Below are 20,179 nucleotides of genomic sequence, written 5' to 3' on the forward strand. Positions count from 1 at the left end.
TCTCGCGATGCCAAGTCATCACGGAAATTTACATAATTTTGTGCAATTGATTAGCTTGAAATAAAAAGGGTTGCATAATGCAACCCTTGTTAGAAAACGTCAGTTCTTATGATTAACGATCCCAGTATGCTTCTTCAAGGCTGTCTTCACGTTCAGGAAGAGCACGACCAAGACGAGGAGAGTGCTGCGTTAGAACTTCGTAGCTTACACGGTTTGCGTACTTACAGATCTGTGACAATGATGAGTAAGTCATGTAAGGCTGATCGTGTTTAGATGAGTTTGGCACATTCATGTGGTGGTGACTGTTTGCTGCCATATCATGAAGTAGTGCAGACAGTGCTGCGTCACCCGCGCCATTGGTGTTCTTAATCTCTAGTGGACCACCAAGGTAAGGCCCAATGTGAGAGTACACCTTAACAGGGTTATTACAGTCATCTTTACGCATTGCACGACTGAATTCGTACTTGTTAAATTCTGGGATGTTACCCGGAAGAAGCGGCAGTTCAGTTTCACGTTTTGCTGTTTCGTCCGTGTAACCAGCCATGTATAGGCCGACAGGACCTGCGGTACATAGAACTAAGTCTACCCACTCCAGTGCCTTTCCAGCAGCAAGCAGAGGATCTTTCTCGCCAGTTAATGCTTGGCCTTCCTCTTCATTCATAGCAACGATAGAGATATTCTCTTTAATGTAATCTTGCCACCATTTAGCGTTGCCTTCGATTACCCATTTAGTGCCTAGCGTTAGTACTACTGGCACATTGTTTTCTTTAGCAATCTCGATAGCGCGAGCGACTGCTTTTGGCATTGGATCTTCTGGTTTACCACGCATTAGGTATGAAGAAACAACCAGTGCAGAAGCCTTTTCAAATACATCTTCAGGAATGCTATCAGGACGTAGGTTGTTCATTTCACCTTCGTTGATCGCAAATGTACGCTCGCCATCATCGGAAATAAGGGTGTAACAACGACCGATAGAGCCTTCTACAGTTTGTAGGTGGTTGAGGTTCATACGTGAAGAGGTACGGCATAGGTAACGGTACGCAAATGAGCCAACTTCGATATTACGCGACATAACACCTAAAAGTACTGATTTGCTGTCTGCTAACACAGAATAGTTGTGCAGAGTGTTACCAATGGTATCACCTGGATATTGGTGCGTGATTAGGCCGCTTTCTACGAGCTCTTCGTATAGGGCATCAGCTTTGCTCTCTTCTAGAACTAGAGAGTGACCTTTACTCAGATCGTATTTAGCCAGGAACTCATCTGAAACACGAGCTTCAATATCTACAATTGTCTGACCAACACCAACAATAATTGGGCGAAACAGTTTTGGTGTTTCCTTCATCTGGTTGATGAGTGGATCACGGGCGTGTGTAGGGAAGTAGTGCTTAGATTTGCGCTGTCCAGGAAATTTCATAAGAAAATTACAGTGAGAAAATTTTGCCGCATGATATCACAGATTTTTGTAATTTCTTTCATTTTTATTACATTTGAACTCACCTGCACATTGTATGTACAGGTGAGTGAACAAAACTAAACCAATGGCTTATTTTTGCTGCTCAGTCAGTGTTGCTGGGTCAATATAAGCTTTAGTACCCCATAGTGGAACAGTCGAAAGGCTATGCTTGAAACTACCTTCGGTCTCTTTGGTTGTGTAAGAGAGGTACAGCAAGGTTTGGTTTTCGGCGTCGTAGATGCGTCTTACCTTCATTGTTTTAAAGAAAATGCTCTTTGATTGCTTGAAGACCACCTCACCTGAGGCGCTCTTATCGATTTTTGCAATCATCTCGGGCGTAATGTCACCGGTTTGACGACAAGAGATCGAACTGTCACTTGGGTCTGCGAGAGAGAAGTCAGCCTCGATAGAAGCGATGTGGCAGGTGACGCCTGGGATCTTTTCATCGTCGAGATGAGAGATCTTAATATCTTTCAAAGTGAAGAAGCCAAGTGATACGTCACCCACTTCGTTATCTGAACAACCAGCCAACATGGTCATAATACCTAATGCGATTAGGGCTTTTTTCATAAGAAGTCCTTTTAATTTATAGAGTTCTAATTACTATAAGGAGTATTGAAAGCTTGAATACGAGTGTAGAGCTTTTCGCTCTATTCGAAAAGGCAGTATTGGGAGAACCTTAATTTATGAAGCATTTAAAGTACTTGTTGGTAGTTACGATGCTCTGTATGCTCTCTGCTTGTAGCTCGGCGCCTAAGGCGACCGTGTGCCTTCCAAATAATTGTGATATTTGGGGATACTAAAAGTAGGTAGTAAAAGAATGAATAATGAAATACCTGAAATTGCGCTAAAAAAGAATGTGTGGTTAGCAAGCCAAGTTGATGTCGCTTATCCTGCAAAAGAGAGTTTGCTTGGTCGAGATGTTTATCAAGCCAACCTAGTCAAGAAAAGCTATCAACTGCTTCCTTCAAATCAAGCTCCCTCCGATATCGAAGAAATTCATAAAGTCGATTTTCATAAGCTCACCGTCCTGTTTTCGCTCAATCAAGCCAGTGTCTATGAAAGTGAATTCGATAAAACTCATATCCTTGAGTTCTTGAGTCAAATTATCTTGTCTGATGAGCACCAACTTTATATTGGAACCTCTGGCCCTGATGTTGTAGCAAGTGCAATTGTTACTGTAGAGGGCGATGACGTACTAATTTCGGATATCGTTAACCAAGCAGGGCAGGACACAATCGGCTTTGCTCAACAACTGGTGTCTTTACTAGGTCGCTCTATCACTTCAAATACGAAACTTTGGGTGGAAAGCTGATAGAAAGAGTGGGGGCGGCGCTCCCACTTTAGCTAGCACGCATTAGAGCTCTACTACTTATCTGGCAAATCTCAACTATCCTCTGTCACAGCCTCATAATAGATAAATGTTTGTACTAATTCACTGATACACCATTGGCTTTGCTTCACATTAATGTCATGTCATGGTGTTTAAATTATCGACAAACTAATCCAATAAGACTCAGTTTTAACAAGCTTAGGGTGATAATTCCTGTAAGTAATTTATAAATAGGGTTATTAAGGTGATCTGTCGCATATTTCGCGAAGTTAATTAAGTGGTTTTGAACAAAATGCTACATCAGTCATGCCTGATAAAACTATATGCCTATAGGATGAAAGTCGAACTTTAGGTAAGTGGTGCAACGATGAGATTAGAGCAAACAAAATGTGTGATATTTGATTGTGATGGAACATTGATAGACAGCGAGAAACTGTGTTGCCAAGCGTTGGTTAACGTTTTCGAGCAGTTCAATGTCTCTTTATCACTTGAAGATTGTTACGCACATTTTCAGGGTGGCAAGCTGGCTGATATCTTAATGGATACACAGCAACGCCTAGGGCTCTCAATCTCTATCGACACATTAGAGCCTCTATATCGCACAGAGCTTGAAGCGCTTTTTCAGCGTTTCTTAAAGCCAATGAACGGTGCTATTGAGTTGATACAGTTTCTTAAGAGCCAAGGGGTTGAGTTCTGTATTGCTTCAAATGCGCCAAAAGAGCGAGTTGAATCCTCTTTGGCTATGACGGGGATGCTTGACGACTTTAAAGGTAAAATCTTTTCGGCGTTCGATGCCAACAGTTGGAAACCAGAGCCTGATTTGATCATGTACACCGCAATGAACATGGGATTCTTACCTAATGAGTGTATCTACGTCGACGATACGATTAAAGGTATTGAAGCTGGGGTACGTGCTGGTATTCAATCTTTCCGTTTAAGGCCTAATCTACCTAGTACCCTAGTCAGAACACCAAAAGCTGACTCCGAAGAGTCAGGCGCTATTGATATCTATAGTCTTGAAGAGATATCTGCTTGGCTTAGTGGCAAGCATTACTCAATTGATACACCGTACTCTGGTGCCTTGGTGGGGTAGTATTGGGTTGGAGCCGGACTATTTTTGTAAATTGTTTAGTATGGAACCCACAAGCAGCACAAGTAAATTTCTCTCCACAGTTTGAAAGCAGATATTCATCATGTTGGCAAAGCGGGCATGTGATGTCGTCGGTTGGTGCGTCTGTTTTATTCATTATGGTCACCTGCAGCAAGTCAAAAGCGATAACTTCGCTCTATTAGAGTACCTCCAAGCCCAATTTTTAAACAGGTTTCTTATTTAAGTTTTGTTCAATTGCGACTGAGCTCATGCTACTGATATTACATTAGATAACCACTATACAGTTTGCTATACTGGAATGCAGTACCATAAACTGGATTCTAATGTGAAAGTTATCATTTTCTTTATTGCCCTTCTGTTGACAGGATGTGGCCCTCAAAATTCTGACACGACTGAAAAACAAAGTCCGTCTATTCGCAGCGTGAAATTCACTACCGCTGTATTTCAATCTCATACTCAAACTCGTCAACTGAGCGGTATTGTACGCAGTGCTCAAACTTCACCATTGAGTTTCAAAGTCAATGGAACGGTTAGTCAGCTTTTAGTTTCGAAAGGGCAGCGTGTTGAAAAAGGACAAGTTCTGGCCCAGTTAGAGACAAGCGACCTGCTCTTGGCTGTGCGTAAAGCTCAAGCTTCGTTAGGTGCAACTCGTGTAGCTAAACTGCAAGCGGAAGATAAGTACGAGCGATCTGCAAAACTTAACCTTAAAGGCTTTGTCTCTGAATCTGAGCTGATCGCTATTCGTGCTGACCTCGATGCCAAACAGCAGCAAGAGAACCTTGCACAGACCGATTTATCGAATGCGGAACTTAACCTTAAACGAGCAAAGCTTTACGCCCCATTTTCTGGCCAAATTAGCCAAGTCAAGGTGGATGAGTTTACCAAGATCAGCGCAGGTCAGCAGCTCATGGAGTTAGTGAATGACTTTGCTTATGAAGTGGATTTCTTGGTTCCAGAATCTTTGATCAAAGAAGTCACTTACGGTGATACGGCGCACGTAAATATTTCGGCACTAAATGACGCACAGCTTGTTGGAATCGTCTCTGAAATTGGTGCTGTCGTTGAGCGTGGAAATGCATATTCGGTAACGCTTCAACTTAATGATACTAACGCGGCATTAAGAAATGGGATGTCGGCGGATGTGGAGTTATCAATTGGGAGCGAGAGCCAAAACGTGGTGTTACTGCCTTTAGAAGCGTTTGATTTTAACGATCGCAGTCCAGACCTAAACGGCGACGATGCCGCTATCTACGTTGTTGATCCGGTAACAAACACTCTTGAGAAGCGATACGTCAAAACCAAACGTAATATCAATGCTCAGGTAGTTGTGCTCAATAACTTATCAGAGGGTGAAAAGATTGTTACAGCAGGGATCCCCTATCTATATGAAGGGCAGCAAGTGACCCTTTGGCAAGGCCTGTAAGGAGAGAGCAGTATGTACAAAATTACTGAACTCGCGCTTAAGCATAATCGGTTTACTCAAGTCTTTTTAGTGATGTTATTTGTGCTCGGTATCAGCACATTTAAAAATGCGCCAAGTAAAGAAGACCCTGAAATTTTGATTCGCAGCGCTGTGGTAGTGGCGCAGTTTCCAGGTATGTCGCCAGACCGCATCGAGAAGTTCATAACAAAGCCTTTAGAGCGTGAAATTAAGCAGATTCCAGAAGTGAGCGAGATAAAGTCTTGGTCGCGAACAGGCGTTGCTCAGATCACAGTGACGGTGCATGACAAATACTTCAACCTCCAACCGATATGGGACACGCTCCGAAATCGCATGGACAATATGAAGGGAAGCTTACCAGACGGCACAATTGGCCCCATGGTCAATGATGAGTTCGGGCAGGTTTACTCTGCGACCATCGCGTTGTCTGGTGATGGCTTCGATCATCACGAGCTGCGAAAAACAGCAGAGGCGATCCAAGATAGATTAAGCAGTGTTCAAACTGTTTCTCAAGTAGAGCTTTATGGGGTCAATGAAGAGCGAATTTGGGTTAATGCCAAACACGGTGCGTTAACTAATGAAAAGTTCCAGTTCAGGCAGATCGTATCGGCACTACAAGCGCGTAATGTGGTACTTCCTGGTGGTGTGATCGAAACCGACACCATGCAGGTTGAGATAGAGCCAACAGGTAATTTTAATTCGGTAGAAGAGATCTTAGAGCTGGATCTCAATGAACGAGAATCTGGAAATACCGTCTATTTACGAGACTTAGCAGACGTTGAAGTTGGTTATGAAGACCCATTTAATACGCCAGTATATTTCAACGGGAAAAAAGCGGTTATCATCGCAGCTGCAATGGCTTCAGGCAGTCAAAGTGATGCATTTGGCATAAAAGTAAAAGAGTTTATCGCTCAGGTAGAGAAAGATTTACCTGTTGGTATGACTTTAGATTTAGCGACTTTCCAGCCCGACAAAGTTAACGCGGCAGTCAGTTCTGCGACCACGAACTTAATGCAAACTGTCGCAGTAGTATTGGCTGTGGTGATGGCGTTTTTAGGCCTAAGAATGGGTCTGATTATCGGCAGCATTGTCCCATTAACCATCCTGCTTACGGTTATCGGTATGTCGATATGGGGTGTTGAACTACAAAGAATGTCGATTGCCGCCATCATTATCTCTCTTGGTTTGCTGGTGGATAACGGCATTGTGATGGCTGAGTTCATCCAGAGTAAAGTATCTTATGGTGTAGCGCGTGTAGACGCAGCCATTTCAGCTTCAAAAGCGATGGCGGTACCACTTCTAACTTCTTCATTAACGACGATTTTGGCGTTTATGCCGTTGCTACTGGCGCAAGATGTGACTGGAGAGTACCTGCGTTCCCTGTCGCAAGTAATCACCATCGCATTATTGTCTTCATGGTTCTTGTGTTTGTTTGCAACTCCAGCTTTGTGTGTTTGGTTTATCAAGCCAAAGAATCAAGATTGTGAAGAAGAGGATAAAGAGCCAGAGCTATCCAAGTTTCAATTGGCTTATCGTCGATTTGTTAATGCTATTCTCAACTTTCGCCTGAGTACTCTGGCCGTGGTGATCGCGATATTTGCGGTCTCGATTTATAGCTTTCGTTACGTCACAGTCCAATTCATGCCGGGCTCTGAGCGGAATCAGTATCTGGTGTTTGTTGACTTACCTGCAGGTACCAAGGTGGAAGAGTCAGATAGAGTATCGAAACGTTTAGAAGAGTGGCTGCTTGATAAGAAGCAGAACCCAGATGTTGTGAATATGGTGCGTTATGTTGGCGATGGTGGTCCACGTTTCTTCCTTGCCTTATCTCCGGTTGATCGGGCACCAAACCGCATATTTATGGTGGTGAATACTACAGACTACACTGCAGCGCTGGATATGGTGCAGAAAACGAATCAATTCATCATGGAGCAGCTTCCTGAAGCGAGTGGACAGGCTAAGCGTATGTGGCTGGGTGGCAGTGAACTCGGATTGGTTGAGTATCAAGTCGTTGGTAAAGATATCGATGTGATACAGAGCGTTGCTAAGAAGATTGAACTAGCGCTGCGCCAAATACCAGGTGCCGTCGGTGTTGCTAACGATTGGGAGAACAATGTTCCAAAGCTAATCTTAGACATAGACCAGGCTCAAGCTATTCGCGCTGGCGTGAGCAGCCGAGATATAGCAACCAGTCTTGACAGTTATCTTCGTGGAAAAGAGGTGACCAGTTTTAGAAATGACGAAGATGTGATCCCAGTAATTGTTGGTGCGGCGGAAGCTGAAAAGACGCTTGAAAAGTTGTTCACGACGCAAATAGTGTCATCAACTAATGGCCAAGCACTGCCTTTGGTACAGTTTGCTTCAATTGTTGCTATCAGCGAGCCAGCGGTGATTCGTCGCTTTGATCTAGAACGCACGGTCACTATCAGTGTTAAGCATGAGAGCCTACAAGCCAGCGAACTCAACAAGCTGATGAAACCGACGCTCGACAGAATTGAGTTACCTCCGGGCTATAGAATCGCATTGGGAGGCGAGCTTAAAGGTGCGAGCAAAGCAAATGGCGCGTTGTTTGGTTATCTTCCTCAATGCTTCGCTGTGATGATTCTACTGCTGCTACTTCAGTTTAATTCGATTCGTAGACCATTGATCATCTTGCTCACGATCCCACTCTCTTTGATTGGAGCAGTCTCTGGTTTGTTAATTACAGGGGCGTATTTCACGTTCCCAGCGATGCTCGGTATCTTCAGCTTGGCAGGTATTATCATCAATAATGGCATCGTACTCATCGACTGTATTGAACAGAACCGTAAATTGGGTGAGGGAGTACGAAGTGCAATCATATCAGCATGTATGACGCGTCTGAGACCAATTGTGATGACAACACTAACCACGATTCTTGGGCTAGTGCCTCTAGCACTCTCGGGCGGTGAATTCTGGTACTCAATGTCGATTGTGATGATCTTCGGTATGATCGTCGGGACGGTATTAACACTTGGAGTTGTGCCAGTGCTGTACAGTTTGTTCTTTAGAGAACCGGCAGAACAAGAAGAGAAGCTTGCTTCAGCTTAACGAGATGGTAAACAAAAAGAAGGACTCCGAGGAGTCCTTCTTTGGTTTTTTAGCTGCGAATCAAAGCCAAGCCCTAAGTGCGGTATTTCGCTAAAGTTTTAGATAGTGAAATAGAAGCACGAGTTAGATTCGAAACGCCATTAGAGGTGTTTTGAGCAACTTCCTTGATGACATCTGATTGGCTACGGATGTCATTCAATTCAGCCGCAATGCTGTTTGCTACGTTGCTTTGCTCATCGGCAGAAGAGGCGATTTGTGCGCTCATATCCATTAGGGCACGAGCCGAATCTGAGATTGAGTTTACATCGTCACCGATATTAGAAATCAACTGGCTACTTGTTTGTGCTTGGTCAACAGTTTGCTCAGTGATCTTCGCAATATTCTGGCTCTCTTGTTGTAGACGCTCAATCATCGCTTGGATTTCTACCGTTGCTGACTGAGTGCGGCTCGCAAGTGTACGAACTTCATCGGCAACAACTGCAAAACCACGGCCTTGTTCACCTGCACGTGCGGCTTCAATAGCTGCGTTCAGAGCGAGTAGGTTAGTTTGCTCTGAAATGGCATTGATAGTGGTGATCACCTCATTGATTTGGCTTGTATTAACGTTAAGGCTCGTTACAGAAGATGAAGCCTGCTCAATCAATGATGACAGGGTAGTGATCTCTGCGATAGCTTGCTGAACTTTACCGTGGCTTTGGTTAATTGCTTGAGCGTCATTTTCTGTTTGCTCGGTTGAACGTGCTGCGATGTTTGACACTTCGTTTGCGGAAGCAGTCATCTCATCCATTGCCGTTGCAACAGAATCAAGAGAAGCGTGTTGGCTGCTAATTTGAGTTTCACTGCGCTTTGCTTCTGCTTCGAACGAAGAAGAGGTTTCACTTAGCGTCGCTGCACTTTCATTGACGTTATTCACAAGCTCGCTCAAGGTGTCCATAGAGCGGTCTAGTGCACAACCGATTGTACCGAATTCATCACGACCTGGGTGGAAACCAAGACGAGAGCTCAAGTCGCCATCACCAATCTTTTCTGTCGTTGAGTAAAGTACCCAAAGTGCGCCACCAATAAAGGTTGCCACCCAGTAGCAGAAAATGCCAAAAGGAACACACCATAAAAAACTGAGTAAGAAGGTATTCAGTGCGCTTTGCTTCTGATCGGCAACATCGGTTGCAGGTAGAGTAAGAGAGTAGTATTGGCCGTCTTTACCCTGTTGGGTAGCCGTTACAGAGCCGTTACTGTTGATTGATGTGTCTGTTGAAGTCGCTCTTGAAGAACGGCTTAACAGTGTTGACTCTGGGGAGTCAGAAACAGACAACATACCCTTGAGTTGTTGTTCAGCTGAAGTCTTTGCATTTTGTTCAATTTGACTGAGCTGATTGAGGTAGGTGTTCGTTGATAGACTGCCAAGGGCAACTAAGAAGATGAGGAAAATAACCCACATCTTGTCGTTGATCGACATTTTAATAAACAGTTTGTCTATCGTTCGAAACTGTACTTCTTTCATGATAACTCCACGATAATTCCTTTAACGAGGACTTTAAATAACCGCACGCAATAAATATGTGATCTGGGTCGACTGTTTATGAAATTAAATGATAATCAATTTCTATAATTGCGACCCAGATCAATCACTTTTGATAAATTAATCAATTTAGCCGAGTGAAGGCAACAAACCACCTGAAATCATAATTTGAATCGCGATGATGATCATACCCACTGTACCTGCAGTGATTAGTGCCAACTTGCCGCCTGCTACTTGGTAAGCCGTGGCGCTTGAGTCTTGAGTTGATGGTTGTTGATTAAAGCGCACTTTGTAGACCATTACTGTAGGTAAAAGGATTGCAAGCACTGCTAGGGCAATTGCTGCGTATCCTAGCGCCATAATGAAGCCTTGAGGGTAGAAAAGCGCAAAACCCAGTGGTGGAACAAAAGTTACTAACGCCGTTTTGATACGTTTACCTTGGCCCAGTTTGTCGTTTAGAGAGTCTCCCATAAACTCAAACAGACCTAAGCTTACGCCAATGAAAGATGTTAAAAGTGCTAAGTCAGCAAAGACACCAACGATCATGCTTAAATTGGATTGCTGTACTTTTTGAGAAAGTGATACCAACAGCGCACCCAAGCTTGAATCATTCAGAAGTTGCTCTTGGCTAACAACACCTAGCGTTACACTCTGCCAAAACACGTAAATAATAAGAGGCAGTGCCGAACCCACAATCATGACCTTACGCAGTGAGCGTACGTCACCATCTAGGTAGCGAACGATAGAAGGGATGCTGCCGTGAAAGCCGAATGATGTGAATACAACAGGAATTGCTGCAACAATCAGACCTTGCTGTAGCGGCATGCTCAGTAAGTATTGAGAGGTTACGTTTGGCGCAAGAAAGCTAAGTACTAACACCATAGCAACTAACTTCAAGCCAAATAGGACGCGATTAACCTTATCTACACTGTGAGTACCAATCGTTACAACCGTCGCAACGATGATAGTGAACAGCAGTGTAGTCAATTGACTACTGATCTCTAGTCCAGTTAACTGCATCACACGTTGGTTAAACTGAGCGCCACCGCCAGCAATGTACGCGGCGCACAATGCATAGAACAGGAACATCACTGCAAAGCTTGCAATCCATTTCCCTTTATTACCAAGAATGTTATGCGCCAAGGTGTGAAGCGTCGCATCTGAGTCCGCAAACTGGTGTAGTTCAACCATAAGAAGAGCCGTGAATGCCATTAGTGCCCACAGGCCGAGCATTAAAACAAGTGAGGTTGAAAATCCGATACCAGCAGAAGCTAGAGGAAGGGCGAGCATGCCTGCACCAATAGTGGTGCCTGCGATGATCAAAGTACTACCGAAAACCTTTGATTTAGTCATTGTATATAATTCTTTACGTTATGTGATTTTTACTTGGCTTATGTACTGAGTTAGTCGCCCATAGCCAGTAATAATATTGGATTGGCTGCATTTTGTGGGAGTTTTATAATGAATGCAAGGTTAAATGTAATTTTTTATATCCACTGTAAAATAATATATACACTTGGGTTTTTCTAATCGACTTAAAGTACAAAGCAATCGTTTATCTATGATCTGATTCATAGTTTGGTGAAGAAAAGATTGAGTCGGTGGGACGTGACCAGTAATAGTGTGGGCGCGCGACCCAACTTCGGAGATATGGATCCTATAGCGCGAATGCCGATTTAGAACAGAGGTGTGCTGCTCAAAAAGAGCGCATTAAAAATTGTTGGGAAACACGGAGTGTCTTCATAAATCTGTCATATTTAACGCACAATATGGAGACACTTAGTTGTAAGGGCGAAAGCCTATGATAAGGAATAGAAGGGCACAATATGAGTGACCAATATTTTAATGACGAAAGTCTCGAGCTGTTAGATGCGATGGAAATTGGCATCGACCTTTCTGATTACGAACAGGCAGTTCAGCAATTAGCCGAAGAGATGTTTAGCTCGTCAAACTAACCTACGTCCTCATTAAAGTTAGCTAAGATTATGGAGTGCGTTTACTATGTCTCCAATTGGCTCTACTTTAATGAGGTTCAATGAACTTTCTTGCCCATCTTCATATCGCAAATCACTGTCGTAGTGACTTAGCAGGTAACCTGCTCGGTGACTTTGTGAAAGGGGATCCCTCAAAACACTATTCTCAACCCTTAGCTGATGGTATTCGACTGCATCGGTTTGTCGATAGCTATACCGATTCTCATGTGATCTCCAAGCAAGCAAAAACACTGTTCAGAAAAGAGACTCAACGCTTTGCTCCAATTGCGCTTGATGTTTTTTGGGATCACTGTTTAGCCACAAACTGGTCAACATATTCTAACTCTTCACTTAAACAATTCTGTAAGAATTCACATAGTAAGATAAGCCAAGATTCAGAGGAGCATTGGCCCGAGAATTTTCTTTTGGTCCATCAGAAAATGTCCCAGCAACGCTGGTTAGAAAGCTACGAATCGATGGATTCAATTGCTATGGTATTAGAGAGAATGTCTTTACGAAGGCCAAGACTTGGAGTACTAAAAGAGTGCTTTGATGACCTAGCCGCTAACTATGATAAGTTGCAGTGTCACTTTTGTGAGCTCTACCCAGACGTACTTGAGCGCTCTTGGCAGCATCGGCAACAGCAAATTGAAATGTCAGCAAAGAAAAATCAATGACAAAGGTAAACAGTTCCATTGGGGTTTGCTACAATCCGCGCCTATTTCCACTTTGAGCATCATTTTATGTCTGATACAAACCAAACTTTTGAACAATTGGGGCTTTCGGAGCAGTTGCTGTCTACATTACAGACGCTAAATTTCACAACCCCGACAAGCGTGCAAGAGCAGGCGATCCCACTCGTATTAGAAGGTAAAGACGTACTGGCTGGTGCTCAAACAGGTACGGGTAAAACCGCGGCGTTTGGTTTACCAATCATTCAACGTTTGTTGGCTAGCCAAGACAATGTGATTCCAAACCCTAAACTGGTGAGAGCTTTGGTATTAGTGCCGACGCGCGAACTCGCACAGCAAGTCTTCGACAACATTACTAGTTATGCTGAAGGCACTGGACTTAAAATTGTGGTTGCTTATGGCGGCACTAGTATGAAAGTTCAAACCGACAATCTAAAAGCGGGCGCGGATATTCTGATCGCAACGCCGGGGCGTTTGATTGACCACATGTTCACTAAGAACATCATGTTAAGCCAAACCGAAGTACTTGTGCTTGATGAAGCAGACCGCATGCTTGATATGGGCTTTATGCCAGACATCAAGCGCATATTGAAACGCATGAATGATGTTCGTCAAACACTGTTCTTCTCTGCGACTTTTGACAACAAAATCAAATCTATTGCGCATCGTATGATGGAGTCTCCAAGTGAGATTCAAGTAACACCAACCAATAGCACGGCTGAAACCGTAAAACAGATGGTTTACCCAGTAGATAAGAAGCGCAAAAGTGAACTATTGGCTTACTTGATCGGCTCTAAAAACTGGCAACAGGTCTTAGTCTTCACTAAGACTAAGCAAGGTACTGATGCGTTAGTTAAAGAGTTGAAGTTAGACGGAATCAAAGCAGCTTCAATCAATGGTGATAAAAGCCAAGGTGCTCGCCAAAAGGCACTGGATGACTTTAAGTCAGGTAAGGTCCGAGCTTTGATTGCAACCGATGTTGCGGCACGTGGTATTGACATCCAACAACTGGAACAAGTTGTAAACTACGATATGCCTTACAAGGCCGAAGATTATGTTCACCGCATAGGGCGTACAGGTCGAGCTGGCAATACAGGCCTGGCTATTTCTTTAATGAGCAGAGACGAAGAGTACTTGCTTGAAGCGATTGAGCGTTTGCTTGATAAGCGCCTACCACAAGAGTGGCTACAGGGCTTTGAACCTAGCTTGATTGAAGAGGTTGAGGCAGAGCGTACAGGTCGTCGTGGTAAGAGCCGTTCATCTGAAAAACGCAAGATGAAAGCGAAGCTCAAGATTCACCAAAACCGCGGTAAAGCGCGCCGTTAAGGCTCGCGTCATGGCTTAGAAATACAAAAGGCGCTGTGGATACTATCCATAGCGCCTTTTCTGTATCTTTCGATTGAAGGTCGACTTACGTTGCTATGTATCTATAAAACGTGAGTATCTATAAACCTAACTACTTGATTTATTGCTACTCGTGGTGCTCAGGGTTGCATTTCCACACACACGGTACGTCGTAAATCAGCTCTTCAAGCGTGTTCGGATTTAGAACCCATTCTTCGTCAACCTTGTAGGTGTTGATCATCTGTTTGTTAAACATCTGCCAATGGTTCATCAATGCTTCGTCAGGGGTAGCAACCATATCACCTTCATTCCATGTACTTTCCATAAATGGAGTTAGACACACGGCGGCGTTGGCATAGATGATCATCTGCCATTTAATTTCATAAATGTTGATAGGGTGCTCTGGGTAAGCAGCATTGTATTCATCTGCAAGCATGTTGATCTCTTGCTCGATGTCACCGACGTTATCAATGAAATAGTCAACCAGGTTGTCTTCTTGTCGTACTGAGTCTGAAATCAACTGCATCGGTCTTCGAGAGTGGATCATATTGGTGAACAGTCGCATCGAAAACAGATATAGGGTGACCTTTGGCGTTACGTCTTTTGGCAGCTCTTGCATGATCTTAGCGATGTAAGCTTGAAAATACGCATGCAAGCAATCGCTGATCGCGTGCCAAATCTTCTCTTTGCTCCCAAAGTGATGGCGGATCAAGCTGTGAGAAACGCCCGCCTTATCACTGATATTACGCAACGAAACGCGTTCGTAGCCTTGGTCGCAGAACAACTCCGCCGCAATGGTCATGATCTGAAAACGTGTTTCTTCAGCATCTTTGGCACTTCTACGGCCTTGCTTCTTTTCAGTCATCGTCATTTTTTCTGTCATTGTCATTTCGCAAATTAGGATGATGTTCTAATTCTACACTGTTTTTGTCGAAATAAAAAATACTGCACAGGTGGAAAGTAAAGCTTGTTAATTCCGTTAATTTAAATATACTGCACACCTGTGTAGTAAATCATAATAATTAAATGGAGCCGCTTAATGCATTCCAAATCATCTTTCAGAGCCAAACCGGTAAAGACGCTAGGAGCTGTTGTAGCAGTCATCCTCCTAGCGAGCTCCTTGACCGGATGTAACAAAGTACAATCAGAAGAAAATGAACTGGTTATCAAGCCAGTGAAGTTATTGGAGATCCCGAAACAGACCAATATCGAGCTTGATAGCTACATCGCTAAAGTAGATGCAACCGACCGCGCAGCACTTTCTTTTCAAGTGGGTGGTCAGATCGACAACTTCGCAGTTCGCATGGGGCAAGATGTCAAAAAGGGCGAGACACTGGTTGTTTTAGACTCGACAGATTTCCGAATCGCACTCGATGCAGCGCAGGCAAAGTACGATCTTGCAAATAGTCAGTACCAACAAGCTTCAGAGCTTTATGCTAAGAAGTTGGTGAGTGCCGATTACTACGACCAAGCAGTGAATAACTACACAGCTGCTGGCGTGGAACTTGAGCAAGCGAAAACCAACCTAGGTTATACAAAGCTAGTGGCGCCTTTTGATGGTGTTGTGTCTATGGTTTTTGGCAAACAACACCAAGTCATCGGCGAGAAACAGCCAGTTCTCAATATTTTGAACCACGGTGCTATGGACGTTACTTTCTCGGTTCCAGTTGCCAAACTGGAAGATCGTAGCATTAACGATTTTGTTCAATCCAACATGTGGGTTGTGATGGACAGCCATCGCGGGATTCGCATTCCAACACGCTTCAAAGAGATTTCGACGCAACCAGACGAAGATACAAACAGCTACCAAGCGGTTGTATCAATTCAAAAGCCAGCTGAGTTGAATTTACTCTCTGGTATGACGGCACAAGTTGAAGTTCAAAAATCCACCGATGAAAAAGGTATCGGTATCGTCGATTCAGCATGGGTAAGTAAAGAAGAAACCCAAGGCGAACTGTGGCGTTACGACCCTGTATCCCAAATGATCTCAAAAGTGACCGTTGCGCTGAATGAAAATGGTCGCGTTATCGGTGGCCTCATGGGCGGCGACTTAATTGTCGAAGCGGGCGTAGATGCATTGGTTGATGGACAGCAAGTAAAAGCGTGGACGCGTGAGGGCGGCATTTAATGAAATTCAATAAATTAGCGGTCGTTGTTGCTTCAACGCTGGTACTTGCTGCATGTAATAACGAAACCGCACACAGAGAGCAGCCAACACTAACGGTATCGACTTTTGAAGTGAAAGCACCTCTTAAAGAGCAATTCCGTAATTTCAACGGCCAAGTGATGGCTGCAGAATTGACACCATTGGCATTTCGCATTGCCGGTGAGATTGACCAAGTGCTCGTAGAAGCGGGCGACGTGGTTAAAAAAGGTCAGCTATTAGCGACAATTGATGGCGACACTTACCGTCAAGATGTAGTAGATGCACAGTCTCAATATGATCTTGCTAACAAGCAGCTAGAGCGTGGTAAAGAGATGTTTGCCAGCAAAATGCTTTCAAAGTCTGAATTTGATCAGCTGACAGCGAACTTTAAGCTTGCGTCTGCCAATTTGGCATCGGCTAAACAAGCGCTGGGGTACACCGAACTGCACGCACCGTTCACCGGTACTGTCTCTACAGTCGATAAAAAGCAATTTGAAAATACCACTCCGGGTGAAACACTGCTGAACCTATATCAAAACGATAAGGTGTATGTGCGCATTCAAGTTTCAGACTCAATTTTGGCTGCGATTAGCCCAGACATGCGCTCTAGCAGTTACCGTCCGAACGCGACTTTTGGTGGCATTGAAGGCTCTTACCCTCTGACTTATTTAGAGCACACGAGTGAATTACACCCGCAATCGAGAACTTACGAGTTTTGGATGTCGATGCCACAGCTTGAAACTCCAGTCATGCCAGGTACTAGCGTTACGGTGAACGTTGATATGGCTAAAGCGGGTTTGAGCGATGTGCAAGGTTATCAACTGCCTATGACCACCCTACAAGCAGGCTCGGAAGCCAATGAGTTTTATGTATGGAAACTCGAAGATGGCCAAGCCTATAAAAACCTAGTTGAGGTAGAAAAGATCAGCGGTCAAGGTGCGCTTATCGCACATGGTGTAGAGCAGGGTGACCAATTGATCAACTCTAACTTACGCAAGTTACGTGATGGAATGAAATTGTCAGGAAAAGCAGAATGAACATCGCAGAATATTCAATAAAAAACAAAGTTATTAGCTGGCTGTTTCTGGTTATTTTAGCTATCGGTGGTGTGAGCTCTTTTAGCAACCTTTCACGTTTAGAAGACCCAGCATTTACGATTAAAGATGCAATGATCATCTCTACCTATCCGGGCGCAAGCTCTATGGAAGTAGAGGAGGAATTGACCTATCCGCTAGAGAAAGAGATTCGACAACTCCCTTATATCGATAAGATTACGTCTACCTCGTCAGACGGTATGTCGCAGATCATGGTTAGCATGAAGATGGACTACGGTCCTGATGAACTACCTCAGATTTGGGATGAAATGCGTCGTAAGATCAACGATCTACAGCCAACACTTCCAAGTGGCGTACAGTCTGTTCAGATTATTGATGACTTCGGTGATGTATTTGGCGTAATGCTAATGCTGACTGGTGATGGCTACGACTATGTTGAGCTAAAACAGTACGCAGATTACCTAACTCGTGAGTTAGAGCTTGTCGACGGTGTTGGTAAAGTCAGCATTGCTGGTGATCAGCAGGAGCAACTTTTTGTTGAGATGTCTTTGGAGCGTTTAGCTGCACTTAACTTGGACATGACGACAGTGACTTCTCTGCTTGCTCAACAGAACAGTGTGGTTTCTTCTGGCGAGGTAATGCTCAATGGCCAAAGCCTTGCAATTAAACCAAACGGAACGCTAAGCACAGTTGAAGAGCTAGAAAATCTGATCATCCATGGTCGTGACACGGGTAACCTGATTCGTCTGAAAGATGTATCGACGGTAACACGAGGTATCGCGGAAAAACCAGGTAATGTGCTGACGTATAACGGCAAGCCTGCCATCAACATCGGTATTGCGTTCTCTTCTGGCGTAAACGTGGTTGAGATTGGTCAAGCGCTAGATGCAGAACTTGAACGTCTTGAGTCGATCAAACCAGCGGGCATTGAGCTGAACTATTTCTACAACCAAGCGCAAGAAGTTGATAAGTCCGTTTCAGATTTCATCATCAGTTTGGTAGAAGCGGTAGCTATTGTAATCGTTGTTCTACTTTTTGCGATGGGCTTACGTAGCGGCTTAATTATCGGCCTAGTACTTCTGCTGACGGTGTTTGGTACCTTTATTTTGATGGACTACAACGAGGTAGAGCTGCACCGAATCTCATTGGGTGCTTTGATTATCGCGCTAGGTATGCTGGTGGATAATGCCATTGTTGTGGTTGAAGGTATCTTGGTTGGACTTAAGAAGGGTAAAAGTAAGCTACAAGCCGCGAAAGACATTGTGACTCAAACGCAATGGCCTCTGTTAGGCGCCACCATTATTGCAATTACAGCGTTTGCTCCTATCGGTCTATCGAAAGATGCAACCGGTGAATTCATGGGTTCGTTGTTCTGGGTATTGTGTTTCTCACTTTTCCTAAGCTGGATCACCGCTCTAACACTGACACCGTTCCTAGCCGATTTAATGCTCAAGGAAGAAGACAAAACAGGTACAGACGAAGACCCATACAAAGGTATCTTGTTTGTCGTATTTGGCGCGATGCTAAAGTTTGCACTGAGATTCCGTTGGTTAACCGTTGCGAGCATGGTCGGCCTATTGGCTGTATCGATTGTTGGCTTCGGCATGGTGAAGCAGCAGTTCTTCCCTGCGTCGAATACACCAATGTTCTACGTTGATATGTGGATGCCAGAAGGCACAGATATCCGCGAAACCATTAAGCAAACAGAGAAAGTAGAGAGCTACATTCGTAAGTTGGACAATGTTGAGTTCGTGACTACAACGGCGGGTCAAGGCATGCAGCGTTTTGCTCTGACTTACCAACCAGAAAAGAGCTATGAAGCCTACGCTCAACTGCAAGTAAGAACGACTGATCGTGACACCATGTTCGCGACGCTTGAAAAGCTTGACGAAAAGCTGGCGATTGAGTTTGAACAGCCAACGTTCCAGTTCAAGTTGATTGAGTTTGGTCCATCACCTGCGTCTAAAATCGAGGCGCGTATTATTGGCCCAGACCCTGATGTACTGCGCACTATTGCGACTGACGTAGAAAACATCCTGCTTGCAGATCCAGGTGCTCGCAACGTACGCCACGACTGGCGCGAGCGTACCAAAGAGTTGGTGCCTCTATTTAATGAATCTAAGGCGCGTCGCTTAGGCATCTCAAAGGCAGACTTGTCTCATACATTGCAAATGGCATTTGGTGGATACAACATCGGATTGCTGCGTGATGGTACACACATGCTGCCTATCGTTGCACGTTTACCTGAAGAAGAGCGTTTTGATTTTGAGTCACTAAACAACGTGAAGATCTGGAGCCCGTCACTACAGACTTACATCCCAGTTGAACAAGTGATTGATGGTGTAGAACTGCAATGGTCGGAGCCTCTGATTCAACGTAAGAACCGTAAGCGTACGTTAACAGTGTTGGCTGACCATGACGTATTAGGCGATGAAACACCGGCAAGCTTATTTGCACGAGTACAACCGAAAATTGAAGCACTACCACTTCCTTCAGGTTACAGCATCGAGTGGGGCGGTGAATACGAATCCTCTAAGGATGCGCAAGAGTCGCTCTTTGGTTCACTGCCAATGGGTTACCTATTGATGTTCATTATCACTATGCTGCTGTTTAACTCGGTACGTAAGCCTTTGGTTATCTGGTTTACAGTGCCACTGTCGATCATCGGTGTATCAATTGGTCTGTTGAGTACCAACATGCCATTTAGCTTCACAGCATTCTTGGGCTTACTCAGCTTGAGCGGCATGATCTTGAAGAACGGGATTGTTCTACTAGACCAAATCAACAGTGAATTAGAGACAGGAAAAGACCCATACCTAGCGGTAGTAGACAGTGCCATCAGCCGTGTACGTCCAGTATCTATGGCGGCATTGACCACTATTTTAGGCATGATTCCACTAGTCTTTGATGCATTCTTTGGCTCGATGGCGATCACCATCATGGCGGGCTTAGGCTTTGCCACGGTACTGACTTTGATTGTCGTACCTGTGATGTTTGCCATCTTATTCAGAATCAAACCGTCCACTGCGGGATATTAAGG

Annotated in this window: 16 protein-coding genes; 10 read left to right on the forward strand and 6 right to left on the reverse strand. The window is 44.3% G+C overall.

Annotation, left to right across the window (positions count from 1 at the left end; translation table 11 throughout):
- Positions 1 to 112: 112 nt before the first annotated feature.
- A complete protein-coding gene (locus AC6R05_RS12480; RefSeq protein ID WP_500647540.1) occupies positions 113 to 1,417 on the reverse strand; it encodes an inosine/guanosine kinase in 1,305 nt (434 codons plus the stop codon).
- 129 nt (positions 1,418 to 1,546) lie between these two features.
- Positions 1,547 to 2,026 (reverse strand): CreA family protein, encoded by a 480-nt coding sequence (locus AC6R05_RS12485; RefSeq protein ID WP_500647541.1) that lies wholly within the window; start codon positions 2,024 to 2,026, stop codon positions 1,547 to 1,549.
- Between the two features lie 250 nt (positions 2,027 to 2,276).
- Here AC6R05_RS12485 and AC6R05_RS12490 point away from each other — a divergent pair, with 250 nt between their 5' ends.
- The gene (locus tag AC6R05_RS12490) at positions 2,277 to 2,771 is read left to right on the forward strand and encodes a hypothetical protein (RefSeq protein ID WP_500647542.1); all 495 of its coding nucleotides are present in this window, start codon (positions 2,277 to 2,279) and stop codon (positions 2,769 to 2,771) included.
- A 385-nt stretch (positions 2,772 to 3,156) separates the two neighbouring features.
- Complete coding sequence (locus AC6R05_RS12495) at positions 3,157 to 3,882, forward strand: HAD-IA family hydrolase (RefSeq protein ID WP_150896488.1); 726 nt, start codon at positions 3,157 to 3,159, stop codon at positions 3,880 to 3,882.
- On the opposite strand, the gene AC6R05_RS12500 is transcribed toward AC6R05_RS12495, so the two are convergent.
- Positions 3,827 to 4,036: a hypothetical protein gene (locus AC6R05_RS12500; protein ID WP_500647543.1), complete on the reverse strand. Its 210-nt coding sequence runs from the start codon at positions 4,034 to 4,036 to the stop codon at positions 3,827 to 3,829. The genes AC6R05_RS12495 and AC6R05_RS12500 overlap by 56 nt on opposite strands.
- 189 nt (positions 4,037 to 4,225) lie before the next feature.
- Between AC6R05_RS12500 and AC6R05_RS12505 the strand changes: the two genes are divergently transcribed.
- Together AC6R05_RS12505 and AC6R05_RS12510 are read left to right on the forward strand one after the other, a co-directional pair.
- Positions 4,226 to 5,323 (forward strand): efflux RND transporter periplasmic adaptor subunit, encoded by a 1,098-nt coding sequence (locus AC6R05_RS12505; protein ID WP_500647544.1) that lies wholly within the window; start codon positions 4,226 to 4,228, stop codon positions 5,321 to 5,323.
- Positions 5,324 to 5,335: 12 nt separating this feature from the next.
- Positions 5,336 to 8,410 (forward strand): efflux RND transporter permease subunit, encoded by a 3,075-nt coding sequence (locus tag AC6R05_RS12510; protein ID WP_500647545.1) that lies wholly within the window; start codon positions 5,336 to 5,338, stop codon positions 8,408 to 8,410.
- 73 nt (positions 8,411 to 8,483) lie between these two features.
- On the opposite strand, the gene AC6R05_RS12515 is transcribed toward AC6R05_RS12510, so the two are convergent.
- Both AC6R05_RS12515 and AC6R05_RS12520 read right to left on the reverse strand, forming a co-directional pair.
- A complete protein-coding gene (locus AC6R05_RS12515; protein WP_500647546.1) occupies positions 8,484 to 9,911 on the reverse strand; it encodes a methyl-accepting chemotaxis protein in 1,428 nt (475 codons plus the stop codon).
- 147 nt (positions 9,912 to 10,058) lie between these two features.
- Positions 10,059 to 11,282, reverse strand: coding sequence for an aromatic amino acid transport family protein (locus AC6R05_RS12520; protein WP_500647547.1), 1,224 nt, complete (start codon positions 11,280 to 11,282; stop codon positions 10,059 to 10,061).
- Between the two features lie 473 nt (positions 11,283 to 11,755).
- Between AC6R05_RS12520 and AC6R05_RS12525 the strand changes: the two genes are divergently transcribed.
- From AC6R05_RS12525 to AC6R05_RS12535, 3 genes are all read left to right on the forward strand, one after another.
- Positions 11,756 to 11,884 carry a hypothetical protein gene (locus AC6R05_RS12525; protein ID WP_255231879.1) on the forward strand — a complete coding sequence of 43 codons (129 nt, stop codon included), beginning with the start codon at positions 11,756 to 11,758 and terminating at the stop codon, positions 11,882 to 11,884.
- Positions 11,885 to 11,964: 80 nt separating this feature from the next.
- Entirely contained in the window at positions 11,965 to 12,579 is a 615-nt protein-coding gene (locus tag AC6R05_RS12530) for an acyl carrier protein phosphodiesterase (RefSeq protein WP_500647548.1), read from the forward strand.
- A gap of 66 nt (positions 12,580 to 12,645) precedes the next feature.
- Positions 12,646 to 13,920, forward strand: a complete 1,275-nt coding sequence (locus AC6R05_RS12535; RefSeq protein WP_500647549.1) for a DEAD/DEAH box helicase — start codon at positions 12,646 to 12,648, stop codon at positions 13,918 to 13,920.
- Between the two features lie 145 nt (positions 13,921 to 14,065).
- Here the strand turns inward: AC6R05_RS12535 and AC6R05_RS12540 are convergent, their stop codons facing one another.
- Positions 14,066 to 14,809: a TetR/AcrR family transcriptional regulator gene (locus tag AC6R05_RS12540; RefSeq protein WP_032552940.1), complete on the reverse strand. Its 744-nt coding sequence runs from the start codon at positions 14,807 to 14,809 to the stop codon at positions 14,066 to 14,068.
- Between the two features lie 168 nt (positions 14,810 to 14,977).
- Here AC6R05_RS12540 and AC6R05_RS12545 point away from each other — a divergent pair, with 168 nt between their 5' ends.
- The 3 genes from AC6R05_RS12545 to AC6R05_RS12555 are packed head-to-tail and all read left to right on the forward strand — an operon-like array spanning position 14,978 to position 20,177.
- On the forward strand, positions 14,978 to 16,066 hold the full coding sequence (locus tag AC6R05_RS12545) for an efflux RND transporter periplasmic adaptor subunit (RefSeq protein WP_500647550.1): 1,089 nt from the start codon (positions 14,978 to 14,980) through the stop codon (positions 16,064 to 16,066).
- A complete protein-coding gene (locus AC6R05_RS12550; protein WP_500647551.1) occupies positions 16,066 to 17,121 on the forward strand; it encodes an efflux RND transporter periplasmic adaptor subunit in 1,056 nt (351 codons plus the stop codon). The genes AC6R05_RS12545 and AC6R05_RS12550 overlap by 1 nt, the downstream gene beginning before the upstream one ends.
- Positions 17,118 to 20,177: an efflux RND transporter permease subunit gene (locus AC6R05_RS12555; protein ID WP_500647552.1), complete on the forward strand. Its 3,060-nt coding sequence runs from the start codon at positions 17,118 to 17,120 to the stop codon at positions 20,175 to 20,177. Before AC6R05_RS12550 ends, AC6R05_RS12555 begins: the two co-directional genes overlap by 4 nt.
- Positions 20,178 to 20,179: the final 2 nt, after the last annotated feature.

The organism is Vibrio sp. R11-SG3-ISO9 (assembly GCF_059834255.1).

Coding starts and splice junctions, on each gene's coding strand:
- AC6R05_RS12500 (WP_500647543.1), bottom strand. CDS start 4,036: ATGAATAAAACAGACGCACCAACCGACGACATCACATGCCCGCTTTGC.
- AC6R05_RS12540 (WP_032552940.1), bottom strand. CDS start 14,809: ATGACGATGACTGAAAAGAAGCAAGGCCGTAGAAGTGCCAAAGATGCT.
- AC6R05_RS12490 (WP_500647542.1), top strand. CDS start 2,277: ATGAATAATGAAATACCTGAAATTGCGCTAAAAAAGAATGTGTGGTTA.
- AC6R05_RS12535 (WP_500647549.1), top strand. CDS start 12,646: ATGTCTGATACAAACCAAACTTTTGAACAATTGGGGCTTTCGGAGCAG.
- AC6R05_RS12555 (WP_500647552.1), top strand. CDS start 17,118: ATGAACATCGCAGAATATTCAATAAAAAACAAAGTTATTAGCTGGCTG.
- AC6R05_RS12510 (WP_500647545.1), top strand. CDS start 5,336: ATGTACAAAATTACTGAACTCGCGCTTAAGCATAATCGGTTTACTCAA.
- AC6R05_RS12550 (WP_500647551.1), top strand. CDS start 16,066: ATGAAATTCAATAAATTAGCGGTCGTTGTTGCTTCAACGCTGGTACTT.
- AC6R05_RS12545 (WP_500647550.1), top strand. CDS start 14,978: ATGCATTCCAAATCATCTTTCAGAGCCAAACCGGTAAAGACGCTAGGA.
- AC6R05_RS12485 (WP_500647541.1), bottom strand. CDS start 2,026: ATGAAAAAAGCCCTAATCGCATTAGGTATTATGACCATGTTGGCTGGT.
- AC6R05_RS12515 (WP_500647546.1), bottom strand. CDS start 9,911: ATGAAAGAAGTACAGTTTCGAACGATAGACAAACTGTTTATTAAAATG.
- AC6R05_RS12530 (WP_500647548.1), top strand. CDS start 11,965: ATGAACTTTCTTGCCCATCTTCATATCGCAAATCACTGTCGTAGTGAC.
- AC6R05_RS12525 (WP_255231879.1), top strand. CDS start 11,756: ATGAGTGACCAATATTTTAATGACGAAAGTCTCGAGCTGTTAGATGCG.
- AC6R05_RS12520 (WP_500647547.1), bottom strand. CDS start 11,282: ATGACTAAATCAAAGGTTTTCGGTAGTACTTTGATCATCGCAGGCACC.
- AC6R05_RS12480 (WP_500647540.1), bottom strand. CDS start 1,417: ATGAAATTTCCTGGACAGCGCAAATCTAAGCACTACTTCCCTACACAC.
- AC6R05_RS12495 (WP_150896488.1), top strand. CDS start 3,157: ATGAGATTAGAGCAAACAAAATGTGTGATATTTGATTGTGATGGAACA.